The following is a 20,900-nucleotide window of genomic DNA, read 5'->3' as shown; positions in this document are numbered from 1 at the left end:
TACTTTCTATCTCTTCAATTCATTTAATGCTTTTTCCGGAATATCTTCCTTTTGCACCTCTTGATATGAAGTGACACCTTTATTCTCTTTCCAAAATAAGTTTATATACGCATCCTTACGCAGTTCATGACCACTTGTAAATGTGAGTTCTTTTTTATTTCCTTTTTTATCAAACGCAGGCAAAGTGTATTCGTATCGAATCATTACTTCTCCAGTGCTTATTTTATCTTCAATTGTATCGCCACTATCCGTGATTTGAATATAATAACTATCTGCGCCCAATCTATTTGGATTTATATTTCTCAAACCCAAGATCAAACCAACGATAACAGCTATAACGACAATCGTTACAATTAATTTCTTCATGGCTTTACTTATTCCCCTTTCGGTAATAACCTATTGCTAGAACTGCAAACAGTAGATAAATTAATACGTCTATTGATTAACCAAAAAATAACTTAATCAAACACTAGGTACTCTGTGTAATGTTTTCTTTTTGTCTCGCTCTGGATTGAACGACTTCTATACAATAGCCGTGATATTTTATGTGTAGGATGGTCGTTCATCCATCACTCCACAAAAACATAGATACACAAAGTGCAAATGCTTTTGGGGACAAGAGAATAGAGGGCTTCTTAACTGGAGAAAGCCGCCAAAGATATAATTTTGGCGGCTGAAGCTTCTACCATAGTCTTTGCCACTGTTATTTTAGGTAATGGTTAATCAACAGACGTGATAAATTAACGCATAAATCCCCATTGCAATCGAAGCTGGCACTGTTATATCAGACATAAAGATGAATGATCCGGGTAGGGTACAAAACATCTAAAAGTTTAAAGAGCTGCCTTGACCGTCTTCCGATAATAGCCAACCGTCAAAAAGGCAAATACAAGATAAATTAACCCATAAACACCCATCGCAATCGAAGCTGGCACAGTAATATCAGACATGAAGATAAATGACGCAGCTTTAATGGCAAATATCGAGTGTAGCAATCCAATGAGCAGCGGCACCCCAAAGACAAATACTTGCTTACGGATGATGCCGCGCATAATGTCCTGCACCGTGAAACCTAGCTGACGCAAAGTTGCATAGCCTTGTTTCTCCTGCTCTGCTTCTGTCATTTGCTTGAAATACAGAATGCTACCTGTCGAGATCAGGAAGACAAGTCCAAGGAATCCTGCGATGAAGATGAGCAAGCCATTGCCCTGTATGGACCTTTCATACATCGTGTAATAATCTACACCATACGCCCAAGTACCATCCTCCCAATTTTGGTTGCGGATATCTGAGGCAATAGCGAGTTGATCTTTGTCAGTGATATTGAACACCCGAACATTTTTCACAATATTGCTCGGGTCCATCTCTTTTATACTTTCTGGAACCATCGTTTTTTTATACTGTTCAAAGTCAGCATTACTCACCACTAGTTGAGGTCCCCAACTTGCGTTCATAACATCTCCTTCGCCATATTTCACAGCGGTAAATACCTTTTCTGTTTCACCACTTGTAATATACATCTCAAATGGCATCTTTATATCTTTTGCCAGAGCCCCCATGGATGCACTATGAAAAATGACAGATCCATCTTGTGGTGTTTCGACTTGAAGACCCGCTTGTTGTAATTGCTTAGCATTTACAATATAGGTATTATAAATCGTTTCACTTCTGTCAAGAAATTCAGGAAAAACATCCTTTTCATAAGTCCCTTCCACTCCAAGTAGCTCAATTGTTTCAGATGTATACTCAATCCCATTTTCTTGTAAACCTGCTTCGAAATCCTCAACCGTTAAATCGTCAGCTGAAAACGAGCTAGATGATTCATCTTGAAACATGAAATCAAACGGCATAATATATCGTGCTTCTTTCTCTGTCGAGTAGTAAAGCGAATACGAGCCGGCCAACATAGCAAGCGTCATCGCAGACAACACCGAAATAATTGTCAACGAGTTCGCATTGCCTTTCATGCGATGCATGAGCGGTGCAATCGACAAACTATTATTCAATCCTAGATGTCCTTGCTTACGCACTCGAATTTGATAAAACAACCAACTAATTGTGACACGGAACACAAGATATGTTCCCAAAATGGTTGATGCAAGCACCGCTAACATATTGAAGAATAGCATTGAGAGTATTGAGTCCAACATGCGGCCTGACAACCAATAACCGAAAACAATAAGCCCAATCCCGAGCAGAGCTAGCACAGCCGAAATAAATGCTTGCGGCTTTTTCGGATGCTCTCCTTTTTTATCAGCATTGAATAAACTGAGGAGCGTGCTTCGATGAACAGTCAACAGCATTTGTATAGATGTCAGCGCAATAATCGCCACGAATACGACCATTGTTTGAAGAACTGCCATGAATGAAAATGACACTGTAATGAACTCCTTGTACCCTATAAGTTTTACTAGTAAAAGTAAAAACAACCGCGATACGAGCAGACCTACACCAATTCCAATAATGAGCGCTCCCGTACTCAATAATACGTTTTCGGTAATTAACAGGCGGGAAACCTTGCTTTTCGACAAGCCAATCAATTGATACAAACCAATTTCCCGGCTTCGTCTTTTCAAAAAGATGGCATTAGCATACACGACGAAAATCCCCGCGATGAATAACAGAAGTATACCCGCTGCCAGAAATGCCGATTTCATCCTGGCGCCTGAGCCAGCGCTAACTGCCTCATCGTATTGTAATGTTGCAAAAACAAAATACAAAGTTACACTTAAAATCAGCGCAAAAAAATAAAGATAATAATGCTTAATATTTTTCCGCATACTACGAATGACAAGGTCAAATAGTGTCAACGCTGTCACCCCCAAGAACGCCTTGAACGTTCAAGATGTCCTGGAAGAAGGCTTGTCGTGTTTTATCGCCACGATACAGTTCCGAGTAAATGTTGCCGTCTTTCAAGAACACCACACGACTGCAATAGCTTGATGCCAAAGGATCATGCGTCACCATCATAATCGTGACACCACGCTTTTTATTGACATCTTCCATCGTGCCGAGTAGCGATGACGCCGATTTGGAATCAAGTGCTCCTGTTGGCTCATCCGCAAATACCATCGATGGTTTATTAATGAGGGCACGTGCCGCAGATGTTCGCTGCTTTTGCCCACCTGAAATCTCGTGTGGATATTTATGTGCAAGCTCTTTAATGCCCAGAATATCAGCAATACTATTGAACTCTGCCTCCGCTACTTTTTTCTTCATTTTCCCAAGCGATACGGGCAGTAAAATATTTTCCTTCACTGTCAATGTGTCGAGCAAATTATAATCTTGGAAAATGAACCCGAGCTTGTCACGACGAAACGCTGATAGCTCTGCGTCTTTCATCTTGGATATATCAGAACCACCAATGAGGATAGCTCCTTCCGTTGCACGGTCAATTGTGGCGAGCACGTTGAGCAGCGTTGTCTTTCCTGCTCCAGACGATCCCATAATGCCGACAAACTCACCTTCTCCGACACGAAGATCAATTCCCTTCAATACTTGTTGAACATTGCCCCGCGTCCCATATGATTTCCGCACGTTTTGTGCATGTAAAATCGTTTTATGTTGGTCCATCAATTATGCCTCCCTGTTTTTCATGTCCCTATCGTACCTCGGTTTGAAACTACAGTCGTGCGATTTGCATGACAAACTTGAGAGGTAATGTGACATTGTTGTCATGTTAGATAAGAAATAGCGTAAGGTGTGGACCTTTTCCTGCGGGCTACCTACTCCTAATAATCAAAGAAAAAGTCCGTAAAAGTATACCCACTTCTTCGGATGTGTTTCCACTAGTTTAAACTGACGGACAATGTCATCTAGTTTCCAGTCGATTCGCTAGTTACTTCAACTCCCATTAGGAGTACCGTCAACAGATTTTTTTATACGCTAAGCAAATTTCAACCTAAACAAGTCGAATTCCTATCTACTAAGGAATCGACTTGTTTAGGTTGACTTGTTAAACTATAGCCCCAACAAAAAGGGGGGGGAAATCAGCATATCTATTGACATGGGCTACCACTCGTTCATCAGCACTACATGACCTAGCTCATATACCAATGTAAAGAGAGATCATTCATTGTCGAAGCGTGTCCTTGCTGTCTCAACATAGTTGTTATGTTACCTCGATGATACGTACCATGATTAGCAACATGAAATAAAATTTCTGAGTAAGCAGTTTCTCTCACACCTGACCAAGGATTATTCAAATTCTTTTTTTGTTCTAAATCTTTTTGGCTATTCATCCATTCTTCATACTGCAATGCTAGATCTTCATACGACTTAACGAATTCATCTACAGAATACAAATTAATCTTTTCTACTAAAACCATAGAAGCTTCTAATGCTTCTTGCATATCAATTCCTTTAAGTACCTGTAACCACATAATGTCTACCACATAGATGTGACTAAACGTTTGAGCAATAGTTGGATATGAGCTACTAACCTCTTTATATAGGACATTGCCCGGTAACTCTTTTACCCTTTCTAGTAACACCTTATTAGCCCAAACGTGGTACTCATACATTTTTTTTGCATGGTTCATGTAACATCTCTCCTTTAACAGTTGATAGTTGTATTATAAAAAAAGATATATGACAGCAGTCTGTCATACATCCTTATAAACTTTAATTATTTTTCTTGCTTCATCTACTAAAACCGACTGCAGCTCCATAGGTTTTATAATTTCAGCCCCACTACCAAAGCTTAGAAGAATAGATTTAAGCCATCCAGCATGTAGTGGCTGATAAACAGAAATGGTAAATGACATACTTCCATCATTGTGAATGACTTTTGAAGAGTGTTGGAATTGGTCTAATACGTCTACTAAGGAATTAGGATTCACCCGTATGATTACATCTTCAAATCCTTCTGGATTACAGTTTGAATGAGATGAATCACGTTTAATTTCGTGATTCTGTAGAAACTTTTCTTGCGTCAGAGTTATACTCATCATACGTGATACTCTAAATTCTCTATAATTCTGACGTCCTCTGCAATAACCATATAAATACCAGCTGCGGAACTTATAATGAAGGTGAATAGGCTCTAATTCACGTGATGTAAATTCATTTTTATTACTTACATAATCAAAGTGGATTATCCTTTTTTCATGTACAGCTTTTCGTAGATTCATTAATGAATTTGATTCCGTTCTATGGCTTTCTAAGTCAATCAGTAAAGACTCATTTTCGACATTTGTATCCAGTATTTTCAATCTATCTATCGTATGTTCAACTTCCTTATCTTCAAAAATACTCGATAGACTATTTAATACTGTGATTAGATTCATAACGTCATAAGAACCCATTAAGCTTTTATCAAATTTGTATCCTTGTATTATACCAAAACCACCGTTAGTACCTTGGTAAGAAACGACTGGTATACCAGCCATACAAATCGTTTCGATGTCTCTATAAATTGTCCTTGATGATACTTGAAATTCATCAGCTAAACGAGAAGCTGACAAAATTTCATTATGTAAGAGCTTGAATATGATCGATAGCAAACGTTCTAATTTCAATTCTCATTTCCTTCTCTCAATAATTGATTAAGCGTCCATTGTCATTCCACTGACCATACATTTTGTTTTTTCTTGTATTTTCAATAAATTTATCCAACCTTTTATTAAAAGTATCAGGTTCATTTTTATAACTTTGTATGGTATCAATTCTAATTCTCCTATATAGTTCAGGAAAATTAATGAAGTTCTGATATATTTGTTCATCTTCTTGCAAACGAGCTTTAATATCTTTATCTATCATAAATGATTCAGGTTGCATATTAGGAAGAATTTTCAGTCCTCCCTCTTTCATCAAACCTAGTTTATCTAATCTCCTTGCTCTTTCTTTATTTAATTCTGTCCAATTACTTTTTTTCTTTCTTTTGGAAAGCCTTTGGGCTGTTTCAGTAGCTGATATTTTCTTCTTTACACTATCAATCCACCCGAAACATAATGCTTCTTCAACCGCATCTAAATACTGAATAACTTCTGATCGTTCAGTCACACTTACGATTACCCAACAAAAACTTTCTGTCTCTGAATTTCTCTCAAGCCAATCTCTTAATTCCCATCTTGTTTTAACTCTAATCAGATTATTAATTTCCATTTTTAAAATTATCCTTTCTAAAATGAACAATTTCACCAATTAAAAGTGATTCCGTCATTAATTACTTTTACCCACCCTTACGAAGTATGCGTATACTATCAAATTCATTTTCAGTCGGAAAAATCATCGTAATCGTAGTTCCTTGATTCATGATTGATTCCGCGACCAATGTGATTCCAAGCTTATCGGCCACTGTCTTTGCCAAATAAAGTCCGAGTCCTGTCGCTGCATTTTGAAGTCGTCCCATCCCTCCAGTAAATCCCTTATCAAAAATACGGGAAAGGTCGTACGATTTTATGCCTGGACCTTCATCTTTTATGGTCAGCACAACGTTACCACTTGACTTAACACTCGTTAAGATACAAATCGTACCGCCCGCCTGGCTATACTTCACTGCGTTCGTCAAAATTTGACGGATAATAAATCGACTCCATTTAACATCGGTTACTACCTTTGCGTCTTCCCCTTCAAATTCAACAGCAATATTCTTTTCCATACACCATGTTGCCAATTCACGGACTTCTGCCGTAGCTAATCGGTGAACGCCTGTTTTTTCCACAATGTAATCTGCTTCCAAGGTTGACAGCCGTGATATGTAAAGTTGTTGGTCAATTAACAAATAAACACGTAGCCATTCCGTCTCTAGTTTGCGAATAGCTGGATCTTTACCATATGAATCAATAAGTAGTTTCATCGCGGTCAGCGGTGCTTTGACTTCATGTACCCATGCAGCAGTATAGTCGCTTTCGATAATATTTGCTCGCCTACTATCAGCCAGTTCTTTTGAAAATAACAACGCAGCCCGCTGCAACACTTCTTTTGTCATTTCATCACGCATAAAAATTGTTTCTGGCAATATTTCATGCCAATCCGTTGTGGAATCATTCGTCAGTAAAGCTAACTCTTTCGTAAACTTCATTTCTTTTCGATAACGCCAGCCGATAAAAAGGACGAGAGCTATAATAAGTAACACATTGACATAGAATACAGACGAAAATTTCGCGTCAATTCCCTGATCGAGCCAAATAAGCATATCCGTCAAACCAAGCGCAAGTAAGAAAAAGGCAATCCAGCTCATCATATCCTTCAAATAACTTATGAACACGTGGACATCTCCTTCCTACAACGTAATCGCCATATAGCCGAGCCCTTTTTTCGTAATCACCGCTTCCCCTAGCTCGAGTTCCGCAAGCTTTTGACGTAATCGGGTCATATTGACAGTTAGCGTATTATCATTGACAAATCGTTCATCATCCCACAGTTTGCGAATCAGGTCGTCACGCGATACAATCTCATCCGTCGATTGCACAAGCACCGCCAAGATGAAAAACTCATTCTTCGTCAACTCTACTTCTTCGCTATCCTTCCGAATAACGCCGCGCTTCATATCAATGACTGCACCATTCCATTCCAGTACATCTGATGCCTCTTCACCATACGCATAAGTGCGCCGTAAAATCGCTTGGATTTTTGCCAGCAACACATCCGTATGAAACGGCTTCTGAATATAATCATCCGCCCCCATATTCATCGCCATAACCATATCCATGGGATGATCTCGGGATGACAGAAAAATGATGGGTACCTTTGACACGGCACGTATTTCACGACACCAATGAAAACCATCGTAGGCAGGCAACTGAATATCCATCATCACCAAATGTGGCTTCTCTTGAATGAAAGCTCCCATGACATCATGAAAATCATCTGGTCCCGTCACATGAAGAGACCACTGCTCAAGCCGTTCTTTTAATGAATTAAAAATCGCGACATCATCCTCAACGATGAAAATAGTCATATCCATTTCCGATGCACTTCCTTCCTTTCATTTATTCTAATTGAAATTGTTACAGACAAGCAATAAGTAGACTAAACAAGTTTAAATAATGAAAAATCGTCAATATTATGTTATACTGGTTACTAGAGGCGTTGTTCCGACACAAATCGGAGCTAAATAGGGCTTCTTTTTTATTAGCTTTTCGTTATTTTTTTATCTACTATTTTTTAATTTTTTCTTTTTTAAAAAACTACAGGAGGTACGTATGTTAAAATTTGAAAACGTAAGCAAAGTGTATGGTGACGGATTCCAAGCTGTTAAATCTATCAACTTTGATATTCAGCAAGGTGAATTTCTTGTGTTAATTGGACCAAGTGGTTCGGGTAAATCGACAACGATGAAAATGATTAACAAGATGGAACCACATACAAGTGGAACGATTTCTATCAACGGCAAAGATATCAATTCGTATAATCCGTCAGAATTACGTAGAAACATAGGCTATGTCATCCAACAAATTGGCCTTTTCCCCCATTACACCATCGAAAAAAACATCGCGATTGTTCCCCAACTAAAAGGCTGGAACCCTAAAGAAGTCAAAGCCCGTGTCAACGAGCTGCTCGATTTAGTCGGTCTTGATCCAGACATATTTGCCACGCGCTATCCAAAGGAACTTTCAGGTGGTCAACAGCAACGTGTCGGTATCGCAAGAGCCCTTGCAGGCAACCCCGATATTATCTTAATGGACGAACCGTTCAGTGCACTCGATCCATTAACACGTGACCAGTTACAAGAAGAGGTAAGCGCATTGCATAAAAAATTGAATAAGACATTCGTTTTTGTTACCCACGATATGGACGAAGCGTTAAAAATGGGCGATCGTATCGCTATTATGAAAGACGGTAAGCTTCTACAGTTGGACACTCCAGAGAAATTACTACATGAACCAGCCCACGGCTTTGTAGAGGAGTTCATTGGGAAACATCGGATTACCCAAAACCCTGAACTCATGCCCGTTACCGAGATTATGTCGGAATCGGTCGTCACCTCTCTACCTCACCGATCTCCGGAAAAAGCACTTTCACTTATCCGACAGCGCAAAATTACAAGCCTTATTGTGGTCGACGATGATAATAGGTTACTCGGAATTGTTTCCGCGTATGATTTGATTAAAAAGCTAGATACTATTAAAACGATTGACGAAATTATGGGGCCACGAGAACCCTTCTTAACAGATACAGCTACTGCTAAAGACGCCATCATTATGATGGACAACGCGCCTTTTGGTATTATTCCGATTGTCGGTAGTCATCAAAAAGTATTAGGCGTCGTAACACGAGGTTCACTGCTATCCGCTATGTCCAGCCAGTGGACGGAAACGGAGGAAAGCCAATGAATAACTTAACAATTTGGCAACAACTTGTCCAACAATCACAAATGCGCTGGGAAGAGGTACTTGAAGCAACGTCTGTCCATATTCAGCTCGTATTCTTCTCAATGCTCATTGCCATTGCTCTTGGAATTACACTTGGTATTTTGATTACACGGGTTCCAAAACTGACAACCGTCGTACTTGGTGGTGCTGGCGTTATGCAAACCATTCCAAGCCTTGCACTACTCGGTTTCATGATTCCCATTTTCGGGATTGGTGTCAAAACAGCAATCGCTGCCCTATTCCTATATTCCTTGTTACCGATTATCCGCAACACGTATGCCGGCATTAAAGACGTTGATAAAGCGACAACCGAAGCGGCAAAAGGGATGGGTATGACAAGTATGCAAATTCTATTCAAAGTGGAACTGCCACTTGCGCTTCCAGTTATCATGGCCGGCATTCGAACTGCAGCTGTCATTAACGTAGGTACAGCAACGCTTGCTGCATTTATCGGTGCAGGCGGACTCGGAGATTTCATTTTCCTTGGAATTACGCGCGGCATTGATGGTTTGATTTTACTTGGTGCAATTCCAGCAGCACTTCTTGCAATTGTACTAGAAACACTCTTCGGTGCGTTTGAAAAATGGACGACGCCGGAAGGATTGAAGTAAGTATGAAAAATAAATTTATTGTATTGATGTTGGTAGGCCTTATTGCAAGTATGCTGTCAGGCTGTATTTTCATCGAAAAAGATTCACTAACACTAGGCTCTCGGAATAATACAGAAAGTATCATTTTGTCACATGTCATGGGGCAATTGATTGAAAATAAAACAGATATCGAAGTCGTTTACAAAGAAAATCTCGGCGGCTCCAACGTCGTTTGGAACGCTATGCTGAACGGCCTAATCGATGTCGTACCCGATTACACGGGAACGATTGTCGTTAACTATTATCACGAAGACCCAGGCACAGCCGAGGAGACACTGGCGACTACCAAACGACTAGTCAATGAAGATGGCATTATCGCCTTCGACACATTCGGCTTCAATAATACGTACACATTAGCGTTAGATGAATCAAGAGCCGAGGAACTTGGCGTCAAGACATTCAGTGACTTCGCTAATGTCTCGGAAGACTTTATACTCGGTGCTGTCTTTGAATTTATCGACCGTCCAGATGGCTTGCCTGGATTCCAGGAAGAATATGGATTGAAATTCAAAGACGTCAAAGGAATGGATCACGGCATCATGTATCGTTCCATCGGCGCTCATGAAGTAGACGTCATTAACTCGTACACGACAGACGGTCAGTTACAAGATTACGACTTACGTGTGCTAGAGGATGATAAATCCTACTTTCCGCCTTACCATGCACTGCCCCTTGTACGAAAAGAAACATTAGTGGAGTACCCTGAGATTGAAGAAGTACTCGAGCAACTGGCAGACATGATTGACGAAGAAGCAATGCAGAAGATGAATGCTAAAGTGGATAATGAGGGAATGATGGTGGAGAAAGTTGCACAGCAGTTCCTTATTGAGTCAGGGTTAATGGAAGAATGATGAATGCGAAACCGCACCTCTCCGCAAGCGAGAGATGCGGTTTTTGCACGGCGTTTTGACGTTATGACCGGCATAAGCCACGTTATGACCGTCTTGAAGTTGTTTATGACCGCCACGAGCCACTTTATGACCGTCTCACATGAGGTTATGACCGCCACGCAAAATATCGCCTTCTTGCTTTACGTTTTGCCCACTACATGCTAGTGTTAAGTTAGTAAATTGTACACACTATATACTTTTGAACGATGAATGGGTACCGATATCGGTTTAAAAGGGAATCCGGGAAAATCCGGAGCTGTCCCCGCAACTGTAAGCGCTGACGACCGCCAAAAAAGCCACTGTGGAGTAAATCCATGGGAAGGCTGGCTGGAAGAATGAAGCGCGAGCCAGAAGACCTGCCCTCCATCGTTATGCGACACTTTCTTCGGGGGTTGAGAGGTGGAAGCGAGCAGGTTCCTACCATCAATCCGTCGTTATACGACTAAATCAAATGATGTGTGCGGTCCTATTCTGTTTCCAACGAATAATCCATGAGCGATGGCTCTACCGAAAAGGTAGAACTATCGCTTTTTTGTTTTGAAAAGCGAGATCAGCTTGATTCCAAACATAAATCATGGAAGGAGACAAATAATGTCTATGCAAACAAAACATCTCGATTTATTAACTAAATTATCCTTGGATTTTGGTACGAAGGCAGTAGCCTCTTTATTGGAAGCAAGTACATTATGGATCAAAAAATTCCCTAACGGTAGCTACGTAGACTGGTCACAGTCAATGATTTCACACTCGCTCAGCCAATTAAATGAGCACGAACCACACTGGACCTTTATCGCAGCACGAATTCATCTTCATGACCTCTATGCCAAGCAGCGTCACTCGAACATCTACACAGATTTCGCGGCACATACTACTCGATTAGTGACACTTGGTTTGTACGACCCGATTTTAGTTGAACGCTATTCACAAGAAGAACTTCGGCTTATCGGGAACCTAATCACCCCAGAAAGAGACAAATTATTCACGTATAGCGCCTTGCAAATGATGATGAGTAACTATATTACGAGGGATGCTGACAATGAACCTGTTGAACTACCCCAGGAACGATGGCTCATCATCGCAATGATCCTTATGCAAAATGAAACAGAAAAACGGCTTAAAAAAATAGCGGAAGCCTACTGGGCAATGAGTCATTTATATATGACCGTCGAATTGCCAACCTTGCTGAACGCTGGAAAACTTCAAAAACAAAATAATAACAAGCCAACAACGTTTACCAGCTACCTAGCTGTCTACCACATAGATATTACTAAGTTCCTTGACAGTACGATCGACGACAAAGTTGTCTATATCCCTGACTTATTTATGGAACAAGTTGAATCACGTGGCAATTGGCATTTATTTGACCCACATGAGGTGCAGGCTGTCATGGGCTATTCCCTTGAGGATTTTTATGATGAAAAGAAGGGGGCAGGCTCATTTCGTGAAAAATACATGGCATGTGTGCAGCATCCGAAACTTAGCAAAAAGACCATTTTCGCTATCGACCTTATGAAGCAGATCATGCATAGCCAACTAACAACTGGCTTTCCCCATCTAGTTTATAAAGATGAGATCAATCGAAAAAAGACGAACAAATATGCAGCAGTAAACGATGCCTTACATCCAAATCAAAGTATCCACTCGTCCATCAACCTTGGACGTGCAGTTCCTGCTGGTGTATTGGAGCGTCTCATTACGATTCAGGTGCGCATGCTCGACAATGCCATTGATTTAAACGCACAGTCAATGCCAAAAGACGTACACAATCGTGGTCTACTGCTAGGTACAACAGGCTGGCATCACTTGCTTGCCTTAAATAAAATTCGTTGGGAGTCTGTGGAAGCAGTAGAGTTTGCCGATGAATTATACGAGAATATCGCCTATTTAACGATTTCCGCTTCGATGGAGCTCGCGAAAGAAAAAGGGGCTTATCCTTTATTCAAAGAATCAGATTGGTATAACGGAGCATATTTTGAAGATAGGGGATACCTTTCAAAGTCATGGCAGAGACTTCGTGCCAATGTTGCGTTAAACGGTATACGGAACGCCTCTATGACGGCAATAGCATCCCTTTCATCGACAGCGACCCTAGCGGCTAGTACCATCGGAATTGAGCCTATTATTCAAAAGTGCTATCTAGATGAACAACTAGACAGTAGCATTCCAATCATTGCTCCAGATTTAAGCCCAGAAACACGTTGGTTTTATAAATCAGGATACTTCATCGACCAACAATGGACTTTGAAGCAAAATGCAGCCCGTCAACGCCATATCGATCAATGTATTTCACTCAACCTGTACGTACCAAATACAATTCAAGCGGCTGAATTACTAGTCCTGCATGTAAGCGCTTGGAATAGCGGTCTGAAGATGACAGGCTCTATCCATGCACATACGAATTCCCCATACTTTTTAAATACGGCGATTTCATTTTAATCAATCACGCCTCGGCGTGATTGCGTCCGGATTTTGAATTGATATTGGGGCCAGCACGAGGCTGGTCATGGAACCGTTGCCGCAGGACGCAGCGAACTTAGGTTACCTTCTTACTCCCTTCAAAATCTGTGACATCCGCCGGAGGCTTTATCTTCATTCAGCAGGGGTCTTCTGCTGAATGAAGATAAAAAAGGTGAGCAACTACACATAGTAGCTGCTCACCCTATTTTTAACGATTGCAAATGTCAATGACTGAACGAACTGCCTCTGCCGACTTATCCAGCGCTGTCTGCTCTTCATTTGTCAACGGAAGCTCAATGATACTTTCGATACCATTGCCACCAATCACAGTAGGAACGCCTAAATATAGCCCATTGTAGCCGTATTCACCCTCCAAATAAGCAATCGAGGGCAATATCCTCTTTTTATCCTTAATAATGGCTTCTGCCATTTCGACGAGTGAAGCGGCCGGTGCATAGTAAGCACTTCCATTGCCAAGTAAGGAAACAATTTCTCCTCCACCTTTTCTTGTGCGCTCCACAATTGCATCAAGACGATCCTGGGGTATAAGTTTCTCTAAAGGTATACCGCCAGCATAAGAATATCTAACGAGTGGCACCATATCATCCCCGTGCCCCCCTAAAACAAACCCCGAAATGTCTTCCACTGAAATATTTAACTCTTCAGCAACAAAAGTATTGAAACGTGCCGTATCCAATACACCTGATTGACCGATCACCCGATTTTTAGGGAATCCAGTCGTTTTATAGCACACATAAGTCATGGCATCTACTGGATTACTTAAAATGAGAATTGTGCTATCTGGTGCATATTTTTTCACTTGCTCCGATACAGCACGCATAATTTTTGCATTCGTCGTCACTAGGTCATCTCTACTCATTCCAGGTTTCCGTGCGATCCCCGCAGTAATGATAACCATGTCCGCGTCTTGAATATCTGCGTAGTTTGACGTCCCTGTAATTTTCACATTAAAACGTTGAATAGGTCCTGCTTGCAGCATATCCAACGCTTTTCCTTTTGTCGGGCTTTCTTGTTCAGGAATATCGAGTAAAACAATATCTCCCAATTCTTTTTGTGCTAATAGTAAAGCTACAGTGGCACCGGTATATCCCGCACCAATGACGGCGATTTTATTTCTTCGAAAAGCCAACTATACTCACCCTTTCACACGATTATTCCTCAGTTTTTTTGGTCGTTTGTGCTTTGCTAGCAGGTGCAGGCTTGGATTTTGTCTGTTGTTTTTTCGGATCAAGAGGCTTAACCATATTATAAACGGACTCATCCGGACGTGGAATGACATGTGATCCTAACAGTTCTCCTACACGCTTGGCAGCTTCACGACCTGCGTCGACAGCCGCTTGTACAGCGCCTACATCACCTTGAACGAGAACCGTTACGATTCCACCATCCACGAATTCTTGTTTAATGAGCCTGACATTGGCCGCTTTAATCATTGCATCTGCCGCTTCCATCGAACCGACTAATCCCTTTGTTTCAATCATTCCGATTGCTTGACTCATTGATTTCACCTCACTTCACTTCTGTTGAATCAATTATTCCAATCACTACTGCATCAATCGGAATGGGGTTATCTTTATCAATATAACGTGTTGAACCACCACTTGTTACAATGACTTGGTCACCGATTCCAGCACCGAGTCGATCAGCCGCGACGAAATGGGTCCTAACCGCATTTCCATGGGCATCCTCAGGTTGAATAATCAATAGCTTCACACCTTGTAGTCCTTCTTCTTTACGTGTCGCCCAAACGTTGCCAATCACTTTTCCTAGACGCATAGCCTATCACCTTTTTCTATTTTCTAACGGAAATAGATTTGCCTAAATCTCTTGCTGTATCACGTGCAAGTGCCGTAATGATTGTACCTTTTTCCACGATAATTTCAGATGCTTCAATGTCCCTGACATCATCATTGGATAACAATTTCTTGTTAAAGCTATGCTGCTTGTTAACAAGTATCTCAGGAGCACTTTGCTTCTCCACTACATGTTGACTAGCTTCACCCGAACGAACAACATAACCAATTGTCCCTTGTTTGATTAGCCCCGCATTTGCTTCATCTGTATCAATATGCATTTCTAAACGATAGCGCTCAGAAACTCTAATCTTCACATTCCGATAAGCAATCGGTCGTATACCGGCTGCTTCTACCGTGACATAATCGCCATCTTGTACACCCAAATTCGTGGCATCCTGGGGCTGCATATGAATATGTGCTTGGGCAACAATCAAGCCCTCCTCGAGATAAAGGCTTGCCTTTGTCCCGATTAACGTAAATGCTCCTGAACCTGCGATATTTCCTGATTCACGGAGCGGTGCCTTAATGCCAAGCTTCATAGCATCTGTCCAGCTGACTTCTGCTTGCGTCAACGAGCGTGCAGGGCCAAGTACACGAACACGTTCAATGCTCCCTCTTGGCCCCGCAATGACTACTGTCTCATTCGCTGCAAATTGGTTAGGTTGGGACAAATCGGATTTCTTTGTCAATTCGTACCCTTTCCCAAACAGTATCTCCACATGTTCTTGCGACAAATGGACGTGACGAGCAGAAACAGCGATTGGAATTGTATTAGCTGGAAGTACAGGTTGTTGTTTTGGTCCGCTATTTACTTTTGTTAGCTGACCAAGTACTTCCCCCACAATTTTTTCAATCAATTGCTGATTCATGTCGTTACCGCCTTTCCTTTACAGCACGTTACTATTAGTTGTCTGATTTAGGTAATAGTATTTCTAGCTCATCATGCGGTCTTGGAATGACGTGAACAGATAGCAATTCTCCTACACGTTGTGCTGCTGCTGCTCCTGCATCTGTAGCTGCTTTCACTGCACCTACATCTCCACGTACTAAAACTGTTACAATTCCGCCACCTACATGTACTTTTCCAACTAGATTTACACTTGCTGCCTTCACCATTGCGTCCGCTGCTTCAATTGCACCGACTAATCCTTTAGTTTCTACCATTCCTAATGCTGATCCTTCTCTGCTCATGTTTGTTTCCTCCTAGTAATTTTTAGTTTGATAGTTTCTTTACAATTTCATTGACTAGATCTTTCACCATGTCGGGATTGATCGCATCACTTGAATCCATAGATTTCAATACCTGAGAAACGACTTGCTGTGTTACATCTTCGTTTGTATCAGCTGTATGTTGCGGAAGCTGTACATCCTTTACGCCATAAGCCATTCGTTTAATGTTCAACAAATGCTTAGCCGTTACGTTATCAGATGTAATGTTGCCACCGAATGACCCACAGCCTAGCGTCATAGAAGGCATTAAGCCTGTTGTCCCGCCGACTGCTCCAACGGATGACATCGTATTGACTAAAATTCGTGAAACAGGCATATCAATTGCGAATTCACGTGCAATCGCATCTGTTTCTGTATGAATAGAAAGTGAATGTCCACGACCGCCCAAATTTAATAGGGACAAGCAAAGCTCTTTGGCGTGGTTCACATCCGATGCTACATACATCGCAAATACAGGCGATAACTTTTCAAGTGAGAAAGGAATATCCTTACCCACTTTTGTTTCCATCCCAATAATAACACGTGTTCCTTCGGGTATTGTGATGCCCGCCAGTTGCGCAATGAACTGTGGACTTTTCCCAACAATTTTTGGATTCACTTTTCCTGGGATAGGTGAAACTACTTTCTCCATGATGCGCTTTTCTTCATCTGATAAAATATATGCACCATTTTTCTTTAATTCACGGTTCACCAGCTCGACAACATTGCGATCTACTACCATCGCTTGTTCTGTTGCACAAATCGTTCCGTAATCGAATGATTTACTGTCGATAATATCCTTTACCGCTTTTACGATATTTGCAGAGCGTTCTATATAAACAGGAACATTACCAGGACCTACTCCATATGCAGGTTTCCCAGAGCTATAAGCAGCCTTTACTAACGCACTACCACCCGTTGCTAAAATTAAATTTACATCAGGATGCGTCATCAATTGCTGCGTGGCTCCCATCGAGGCCATCGTTAAACACTGGATCAACCCTTTTGGCGCACCTGCTGCCACTGCCGCTGCATCACAAACCTTCAAAGCTTCATGTGTACATTGGACTGCATAAGGATGCGGACTCACAACAATTGCATTTCTTGTTTTTAAGGCAATTAAGGTTTTAAAATAAGCCGTCGACGTTGGGTTTGTTGTTGGAATAATGGCCGCTACTACACCAAAAGGAGCTGCTATTTCCACTACTTTTTTTACTTTGTCTTCCCCAACTACTCCGACTGTTTTCAAGTCTTTGATGCTTTCATACACATCTCTTGAGCCAACTTCATTTTTAATCGTTTTGTGGGCAGCTACTCCCATTCCCGTTTCTTCTACCGCCATCTTGCCAAGTCGCGCGGATTGTTCATAAGCTGCATCGGCAACTGCCTTCACAATTCGATCCACTTGCTCTTGTGTAAAACTCATATAAGCCAATTGCGCTTCCTTAGCCGTTTGCACGGCTGTACGCATTTCCTGGAGAGCTAATAAATCAGCGTCTATCGCTGTTACCATTGCACTCCCTCCTTTCTTAATAGTCCAATGGCCGATTTGCCATATTCAAAATAGCTTCTCGAAATGCATCCGCTGCCGCCTTACAAGAAGACTGACTGCCTGTTAATAGTCCGCCACCAAAGTTTGTTTCAGACGGTGGGGCAAAAAATTCACATACGCTTACATCCGCTGCCTTTAATGCCGCATCCAGTCCTACAATTGCTTCGATAGGTGGAGCGATCAAGTACGCAAGCGATTGTCCTGTCGCAACACCCGCAACCTCCGCTAAATAGTGACCGCAACTTGAAATCGTATGTGCATACAACGCATGGTTGTCATCATCATTAATCGCTTCAAAGTAAGCCGCACTATCAACTGTCAACCGAATTGAATCAAGACCACTTTTCACTTCGTCTGGGGAAGAACCAGCTATAATACCGATAAACTCTCCCGAAAGTGGACCTGACGCATGTGCTGATCCTGCGTAAAAGCTCTTTGCATAGACCACTTCCACATCTGCATCTTTTGTCGCCTGATCGGCAGCTGTATAACCCACGTCATCAATCGTCGTTGTAAACAATCCTAAACTCCGCTGATGAGGTTTTAAATTAAACTTCGCTGCTAACCCAGCATCTACATTAGGGATCACTTGCATAGACAAAATTTCCGCATGAATTTTCTTCATGACATCTGCACGCCTCCTATCCTTCCTTCTTCACGAGTGAAACGCCACTTGCTTCATACTTCAAGATTTTTTGAATCACTGTTCCTAAATAGGCTCCCGCTTCAACAGGTGGAATGCCACCTTTATGAATATTGGAAACAACCATACGATCCGCTTCAATCGTTCCAATACGTGGTTTGTAGCATATATAAGCACTGAGTGACTCAGCCGAAACGAGTCCAGGACGTTCACCAATTAAGATAATGACGATATCTGGTTGCAGAATTTCTCCAATTTCATCCATCAAAGCAACTCTGCCTTTATCGACATAAAAACTCGTACCCACTTCAATGTTCAAATTGGCTAACGATTGCTTCAAAGAAAGATATACATCTTCTAAGTTTTCTTCAATGGCGATTGCACTTAAACCATTTGAAGCAACGATTTGAACTGTCGGAGCATGCTGACAGTTTGCTTTAACAGTCGTCTTGGAGTCATCCGATAGACGTCTACCTAAGTCTGGGCGTCTAATATACTCTTCCTTGTCCTGTACTTTTGAGTGAACCTGGAAAAAGTCTAAACGATCCAAAATTTCAGTTGGCACTTCACCGTATACCGCATCTACAGCCGCTGCATGGTCATAACGGAATTGTAGCCACGTATTTGTTTTAGGCCTTGATCCAGCTCTCCCAACTGCAATTCGAGCAGGTGTTTTTTTACGGAGCTCTGCCAAATAGGCTTCTTTTTTCTCATCACTTACTAAAAGTTCGGGTTTACTTACCTTCGCCTGTACTAGGTTAGGTTTCTTCCCTTCAGTAATTGTACTGAAAAACTTTACTTCTCCAGAAGGCGCCTCACCTATTTTTTCCTCTTTCAAACCATTACCTACAGGTGTACTTTGAAACAGGTCGACGAGTGATTCGCTGTTATTTCCAGAACTATTTGTATCGGACTGATTCGCTTGCAGTTTTTCAACAACTAACTTCGTAATTTGCTGAATAAGTTGTTCATCCACAGATATCACCTCCTAACGTGTAAATAGAGTAGCGTCCCCAGCGCGAGCGCTTAGACGACCATTTTCGTAAATCCCCATTTTTTCAAGCCATTTAAGATATTCAGGTGATGGTGTTTTACCAAACGTTTGTAAAAGCGTCGCGATATCGTGATAACTCATCGATTGGTAATTTAACATCACATCATCCCCCATTGGAGCTGAGATGATAAAGTTCACACCCGCCGCTGATAATAAAACACCTAAATCTTCAATATCATTTTGATCCGCTTTAATATGGTTTGTATAACAAATATCGACACCCATCGGAAGACCATGCATTTTACCCATGAAATGATCTTCAAGACCTGCACGAATCACTTGCTTACTGTCATACAAATACTCTGGTCCAATAAAACCAACAACAGTATTCACAATAAATGGATCATAATGTCTTGCAAAACCGTAGTTACGAGACTCTAATGTTAATTGGTCAATTCCATAATGTGCTTCCGCGGACAATTCCGAGCCTTGCCCCGTCTCAAAGTACATCACTTGTGGACCAGATCCCGTTCCTTGCTTTAACGCAAGGTCTCTTGCTTCCGCTATTAATTCAGCAGATATCCCGAACGAACGATTTGCAACTTCAGTTCCTGCGATACTTTGGAAAATCATATCAGCAGGTGCTCCTTGTTGAATCGCCCTCATCTGCGTCGTCACATGTGCCAACACACAGTTTTGAGTTGGTATTTCCCACTCATTCATAAAATCTTTTGTGGCATGTAACAGACGTTTGACACTTTCAACTGAATCGTCAACCGGGTTGATACCGATAACTGCATCGCCAACACCGTATGATAGTCCTTCCTTCAGTGAAGCAATCATTCCATCCACACTATCCGTTGGATGGTTGGGCTGTAGGCGGGATGCAATGGTTCCCTTATGACCAATCGTAATATTGCAGGTCGTTAAAATTTCTACTTTGTTTGCAGCATGTACTAAATCCAAGTTAGACATCAACTTTGCAACTGCCGCAATCATTTCGGAGGTCAATCCCCTACTAATCCGTTTGAGCTCACGGTCGCCAACTTCATGACTTAGAATATATTCCCGTAATTCAGCGACACTCCAATTCTTGATTTCAGCATAAATTCTTTCGTTTATGTCTCCCTCAATAATTTGAGAAACCTCATCTGTTTCAATTGGTATTAACGGGTTATTACGAATTTCACTTAATAAGATCTCACTGAGGACCGTTTTCGCAGCAATTCGTTCTTGTACGGTTTCTGCCGCAACACCCGCTAGCCGATCTCCTGATTTTTCCTCATTTGCTTTTGCCATTACTTCTTTCAAATCAGCGAACGTATAGCTTACTCCGCCTAAAACTGTTTTTAAATTCACTGGTTAACACCC

The 20,900-nt window shown here is 41.4% G+C and carries 21 protein-coding genes and 1 riboswitch; of the genes, 4 read left to right on the top strand and 17 right to left on the bottom strand.

The window, feature by feature from the left end:
- Positions 1-6: 6 nt before the first annotated feature.
- From MKZ10_RS04260 to MKZ10_RS04225, 8 genes are all read right to left on the bottom strand, one after another.
- The gene (locus MKZ10_RS04260) at positions 7-366 is read right to left on the bottom strand and encodes a YxeA family protein (protein WP_342508178.1); all 360 of its coding nucleotides are present in this window, start codon (positions 364-366) and stop codon (positions 7-9) included.
- Positions 367-833: 467 nt separating this feature from the next.
- Positions 834-2,810: an ABC transporter permease gene (locus MKZ10_RS04255; protein ID WP_342508176.1), complete on the bottom strand. Its 1,977-nt coding sequence runs from the start codon at positions 2,808-2,810 to the stop codon at positions 834-836.
- The gene (locus tag MKZ10_RS04250; RefSeq protein WP_342508174.1) at positions 2,797-3,573 is read right to left on the bottom strand and encodes an ABC transporter ATP-binding protein; all 777 of its coding nucleotides are present in this window, start codon (positions 3,571-3,573) and stop codon (positions 2,797-2,799) included. The genes MKZ10_RS04255 and MKZ10_RS04250 overlap by 14 nt, the downstream gene beginning before the upstream one ends.
- Positions 3,574-4,040: 467 nt before the next feature.
- Positions 4,041-4,541 carry a DinB family protein gene (locus MKZ10_RS04245; RefSeq protein WP_342508172.1) on the bottom strand — a complete coding sequence of 167 codons (501 nt, stop codon included), beginning with the start codon at positions 4,539-4,541 and terminating at the stop codon, positions 4,041-4,043.
- A gap of 63 nt (positions 4,542-4,604) precedes the next feature.
- Positions 4,605-5,519: a YafY family protein gene (locus MKZ10_RS04240; RefSeq protein WP_342508170.1), complete on the bottom strand. Its 915-nt coding sequence runs from the start codon at positions 5,517-5,519 to the stop codon at positions 4,605-4,607.
- A 16-nt stretch (positions 5,520-5,535) separates the two neighbouring features.
- Complete coding sequence (locus MKZ10_RS04235; RefSeq protein WP_342508168.1) at positions 5,536-6,105, bottom strand: YdeI/OmpD-associated family protein; 570 nt, start codon at positions 6,103-6,105, stop codon at positions 5,536-5,538.
- Between the two features lie 67 nt (positions 6,106-6,172).
- Positions 6,173-7,210 (bottom strand): sensor histidine kinase, encoded by a 1,038-nt coding sequence (locus tag MKZ10_RS04230; protein ID WP_342508167.1) that lies wholly within the window; start codon positions 7,208-7,210, stop codon positions 6,173-6,175.
- A 15-nt stretch (positions 7,211-7,225) separates the two neighbouring features.
- Positions 7,226-7,909 (bottom strand): response regulator transcription factor, encoded by a 684-nt coding sequence (locus MKZ10_RS04225; protein ID WP_342508165.1) that lies wholly within the window; start codon positions 7,907-7,909, stop codon positions 7,226-7,228.
- Positions 7,910-8,147: 238 nt separating this feature from the next.
- On the opposite strand from MKZ10_RS04225, the gene MKZ10_RS04220 reads away from it, so the two are divergent.
- The 4 genes from MKZ10_RS04220 to MKZ10_RS04205 all read left to right on the top strand — a co-directional run bounded on the left by MKZ10_RS04220 (position 8,148) and on the right by MKZ10_RS04205 (position 13,293).
- Positions 8,148-9,278, top strand: coding sequence for a betaine/proline/choline family ABC transporter ATP-binding protein (locus MKZ10_RS04220; RefSeq protein ID WP_342508163.1), 1,131 nt, complete (start codon positions 8,148-8,150; stop codon positions 9,276-9,278).
- Positions 9,275-9,928 (top strand): ABC transporter permease, encoded by a 654-nt coding sequence (locus tag MKZ10_RS04215; RefSeq protein WP_342508161.1) that lies wholly within the window; start codon positions 9,275-9,277, stop codon positions 9,926-9,928. The genes MKZ10_RS04220 and MKZ10_RS04215 overlap by 4 nt, the downstream gene beginning before the upstream one ends.
- A gap of 2 nt (positions 9,929-9,930) precedes the next feature.
- Positions 9,931-10,818 (top strand): glycine betaine ABC transporter substrate-binding protein, encoded by an 888-nt coding sequence (locus tag MKZ10_RS04210; RefSeq protein WP_342508159.1) that lies wholly within the window; start codon positions 9,931-9,933, stop codon positions 10,816-10,818.
- Between the two features lie 234 nt (positions 10,819-11,052).
- Positions 11,053-11,236, top strand: a riboswitch (cobalamin riboswitch).
- A gap of 212 nt (positions 11,237-11,448) precedes the next feature.
- Positions 11,449-13,293, top strand: a complete 1,845-nt coding sequence (locus MKZ10_RS04205; RefSeq protein WP_342508157.1) for a ribonucleotide reductase N-terminal alpha domain-containing protein — start codon at positions 11,449-11,451, stop codon at positions 13,291-13,293.
- Positions 13,294-13,522: 229 nt separating this feature from the next.
- On the opposite strand, the gene mdh is transcribed toward MKZ10_RS04205, so the two are convergent.
- The 9 genes from mdh to MKZ10_RS04160 are packed head-to-tail and all read right to left on the bottom strand — an operon-like array spanning position 13,523 to position 20,888.
- Positions 13,523-14,464, bottom strand: coding sequence for a malate dehydrogenase (mdh, locus tag MKZ10_RS04200; protein ID WP_342508155.1), 942 nt, complete (start codon positions 14,462-14,464; stop codon positions 13,523-13,525).
- 22 nt (positions 14,465-14,486) lie between these two features.
- On the bottom strand, positions 14,487-14,834 hold the full coding sequence (locus MKZ10_RS04195; RefSeq protein WP_342508153.1) for a BMC domain-containing protein: 348 nt from the start codon (positions 14,832-14,834) through the stop codon (positions 14,487-14,489).
- 10 nt (positions 14,835-14,844) lie between these two features.
- A complete protein-coding gene (locus MKZ10_RS04190) occupies positions 14,845-15,111 on the bottom strand; it encodes a EutN/CcmL family microcompartment protein (RefSeq protein ID WP_342508152.1) in 267 nt (88 codons plus the stop codon).
- Between the two features lie 16 nt (positions 15,112-15,127).
- On the bottom strand, positions 15,128-16,000 hold the full coding sequence (locus tag MKZ10_RS04185) for a phosphate propanoyltransferase (RefSeq protein WP_342508150.1): 873 nt from the start codon (positions 15,998-16,000) through the stop codon (positions 15,128-15,130).
- 34 nt (positions 16,001-16,034) lie between these two features.
- Entirely contained in the window at positions 16,035-16,322 is a 288-nt protein-coding gene (locus MKZ10_RS04180) for a BMC domain-containing protein (RefSeq protein WP_342508148.1), read from the bottom strand.
- Between the two features lie 22 nt (positions 16,323-16,344).
- Entirely contained in the window at positions 16,345-17,853 is a 1,509-nt protein-coding gene (locus tag MKZ10_RS04175) for an aldehyde dehydrogenase family protein (RefSeq protein ID WP_342508146.1), read from the bottom strand.
- Between the two features lie 16 nt (positions 17,854-17,869).
- Positions 17,870-18,517 carry an ethanolamine utilization microcompartment protein EutL gene (gene eutL / locus MKZ10_RS04170; protein ID WP_342508144.1) on the bottom strand — a complete coding sequence of 216 codons (648 nt, stop codon included), beginning with the start codon at positions 18,515-18,517 and terminating at the stop codon, positions 17,870-17,872.
- Positions 18,518-18,533: 16 nt separating this feature from the next.
- Positions 18,534-19,511, bottom strand: a complete 978-nt coding sequence (gene eutC, locus MKZ10_RS04165) for an ethanolamine ammonia-lyase subunit EutC (RefSeq protein ID WP_342508142.1) — start codon at positions 19,509-19,511, stop codon at positions 18,534-18,536.
- A 12-nt stretch (positions 19,512-19,523) separates the two neighbouring features.
- A complete protein-coding gene (locus MKZ10_RS04160) occupies positions 19,524-20,888 on the bottom strand; it encodes an ethanolamine ammonia-lyase subunit EutB (RefSeq protein WP_342508140.1) in 1,365 nt (454 codons plus the stop codon).
- Positions 20,889-20,900: the final 12 nt, after the last annotated feature.

The sequence above is a fragment of the Sporosarcina sp. FSL K6-2383 genome (genome assembly GCF_038618305.1).
Taxonomy (GTDB): Bacteria; Bacillota; Bacilli; order Bacillales_A; family Planococcaceae; genus Sporosarcina.
The sequence above is the reverse complement of the archived record's forward strand: the minus strand, read 5'-3'. Positions and strand labels throughout refer to the sequence as shown.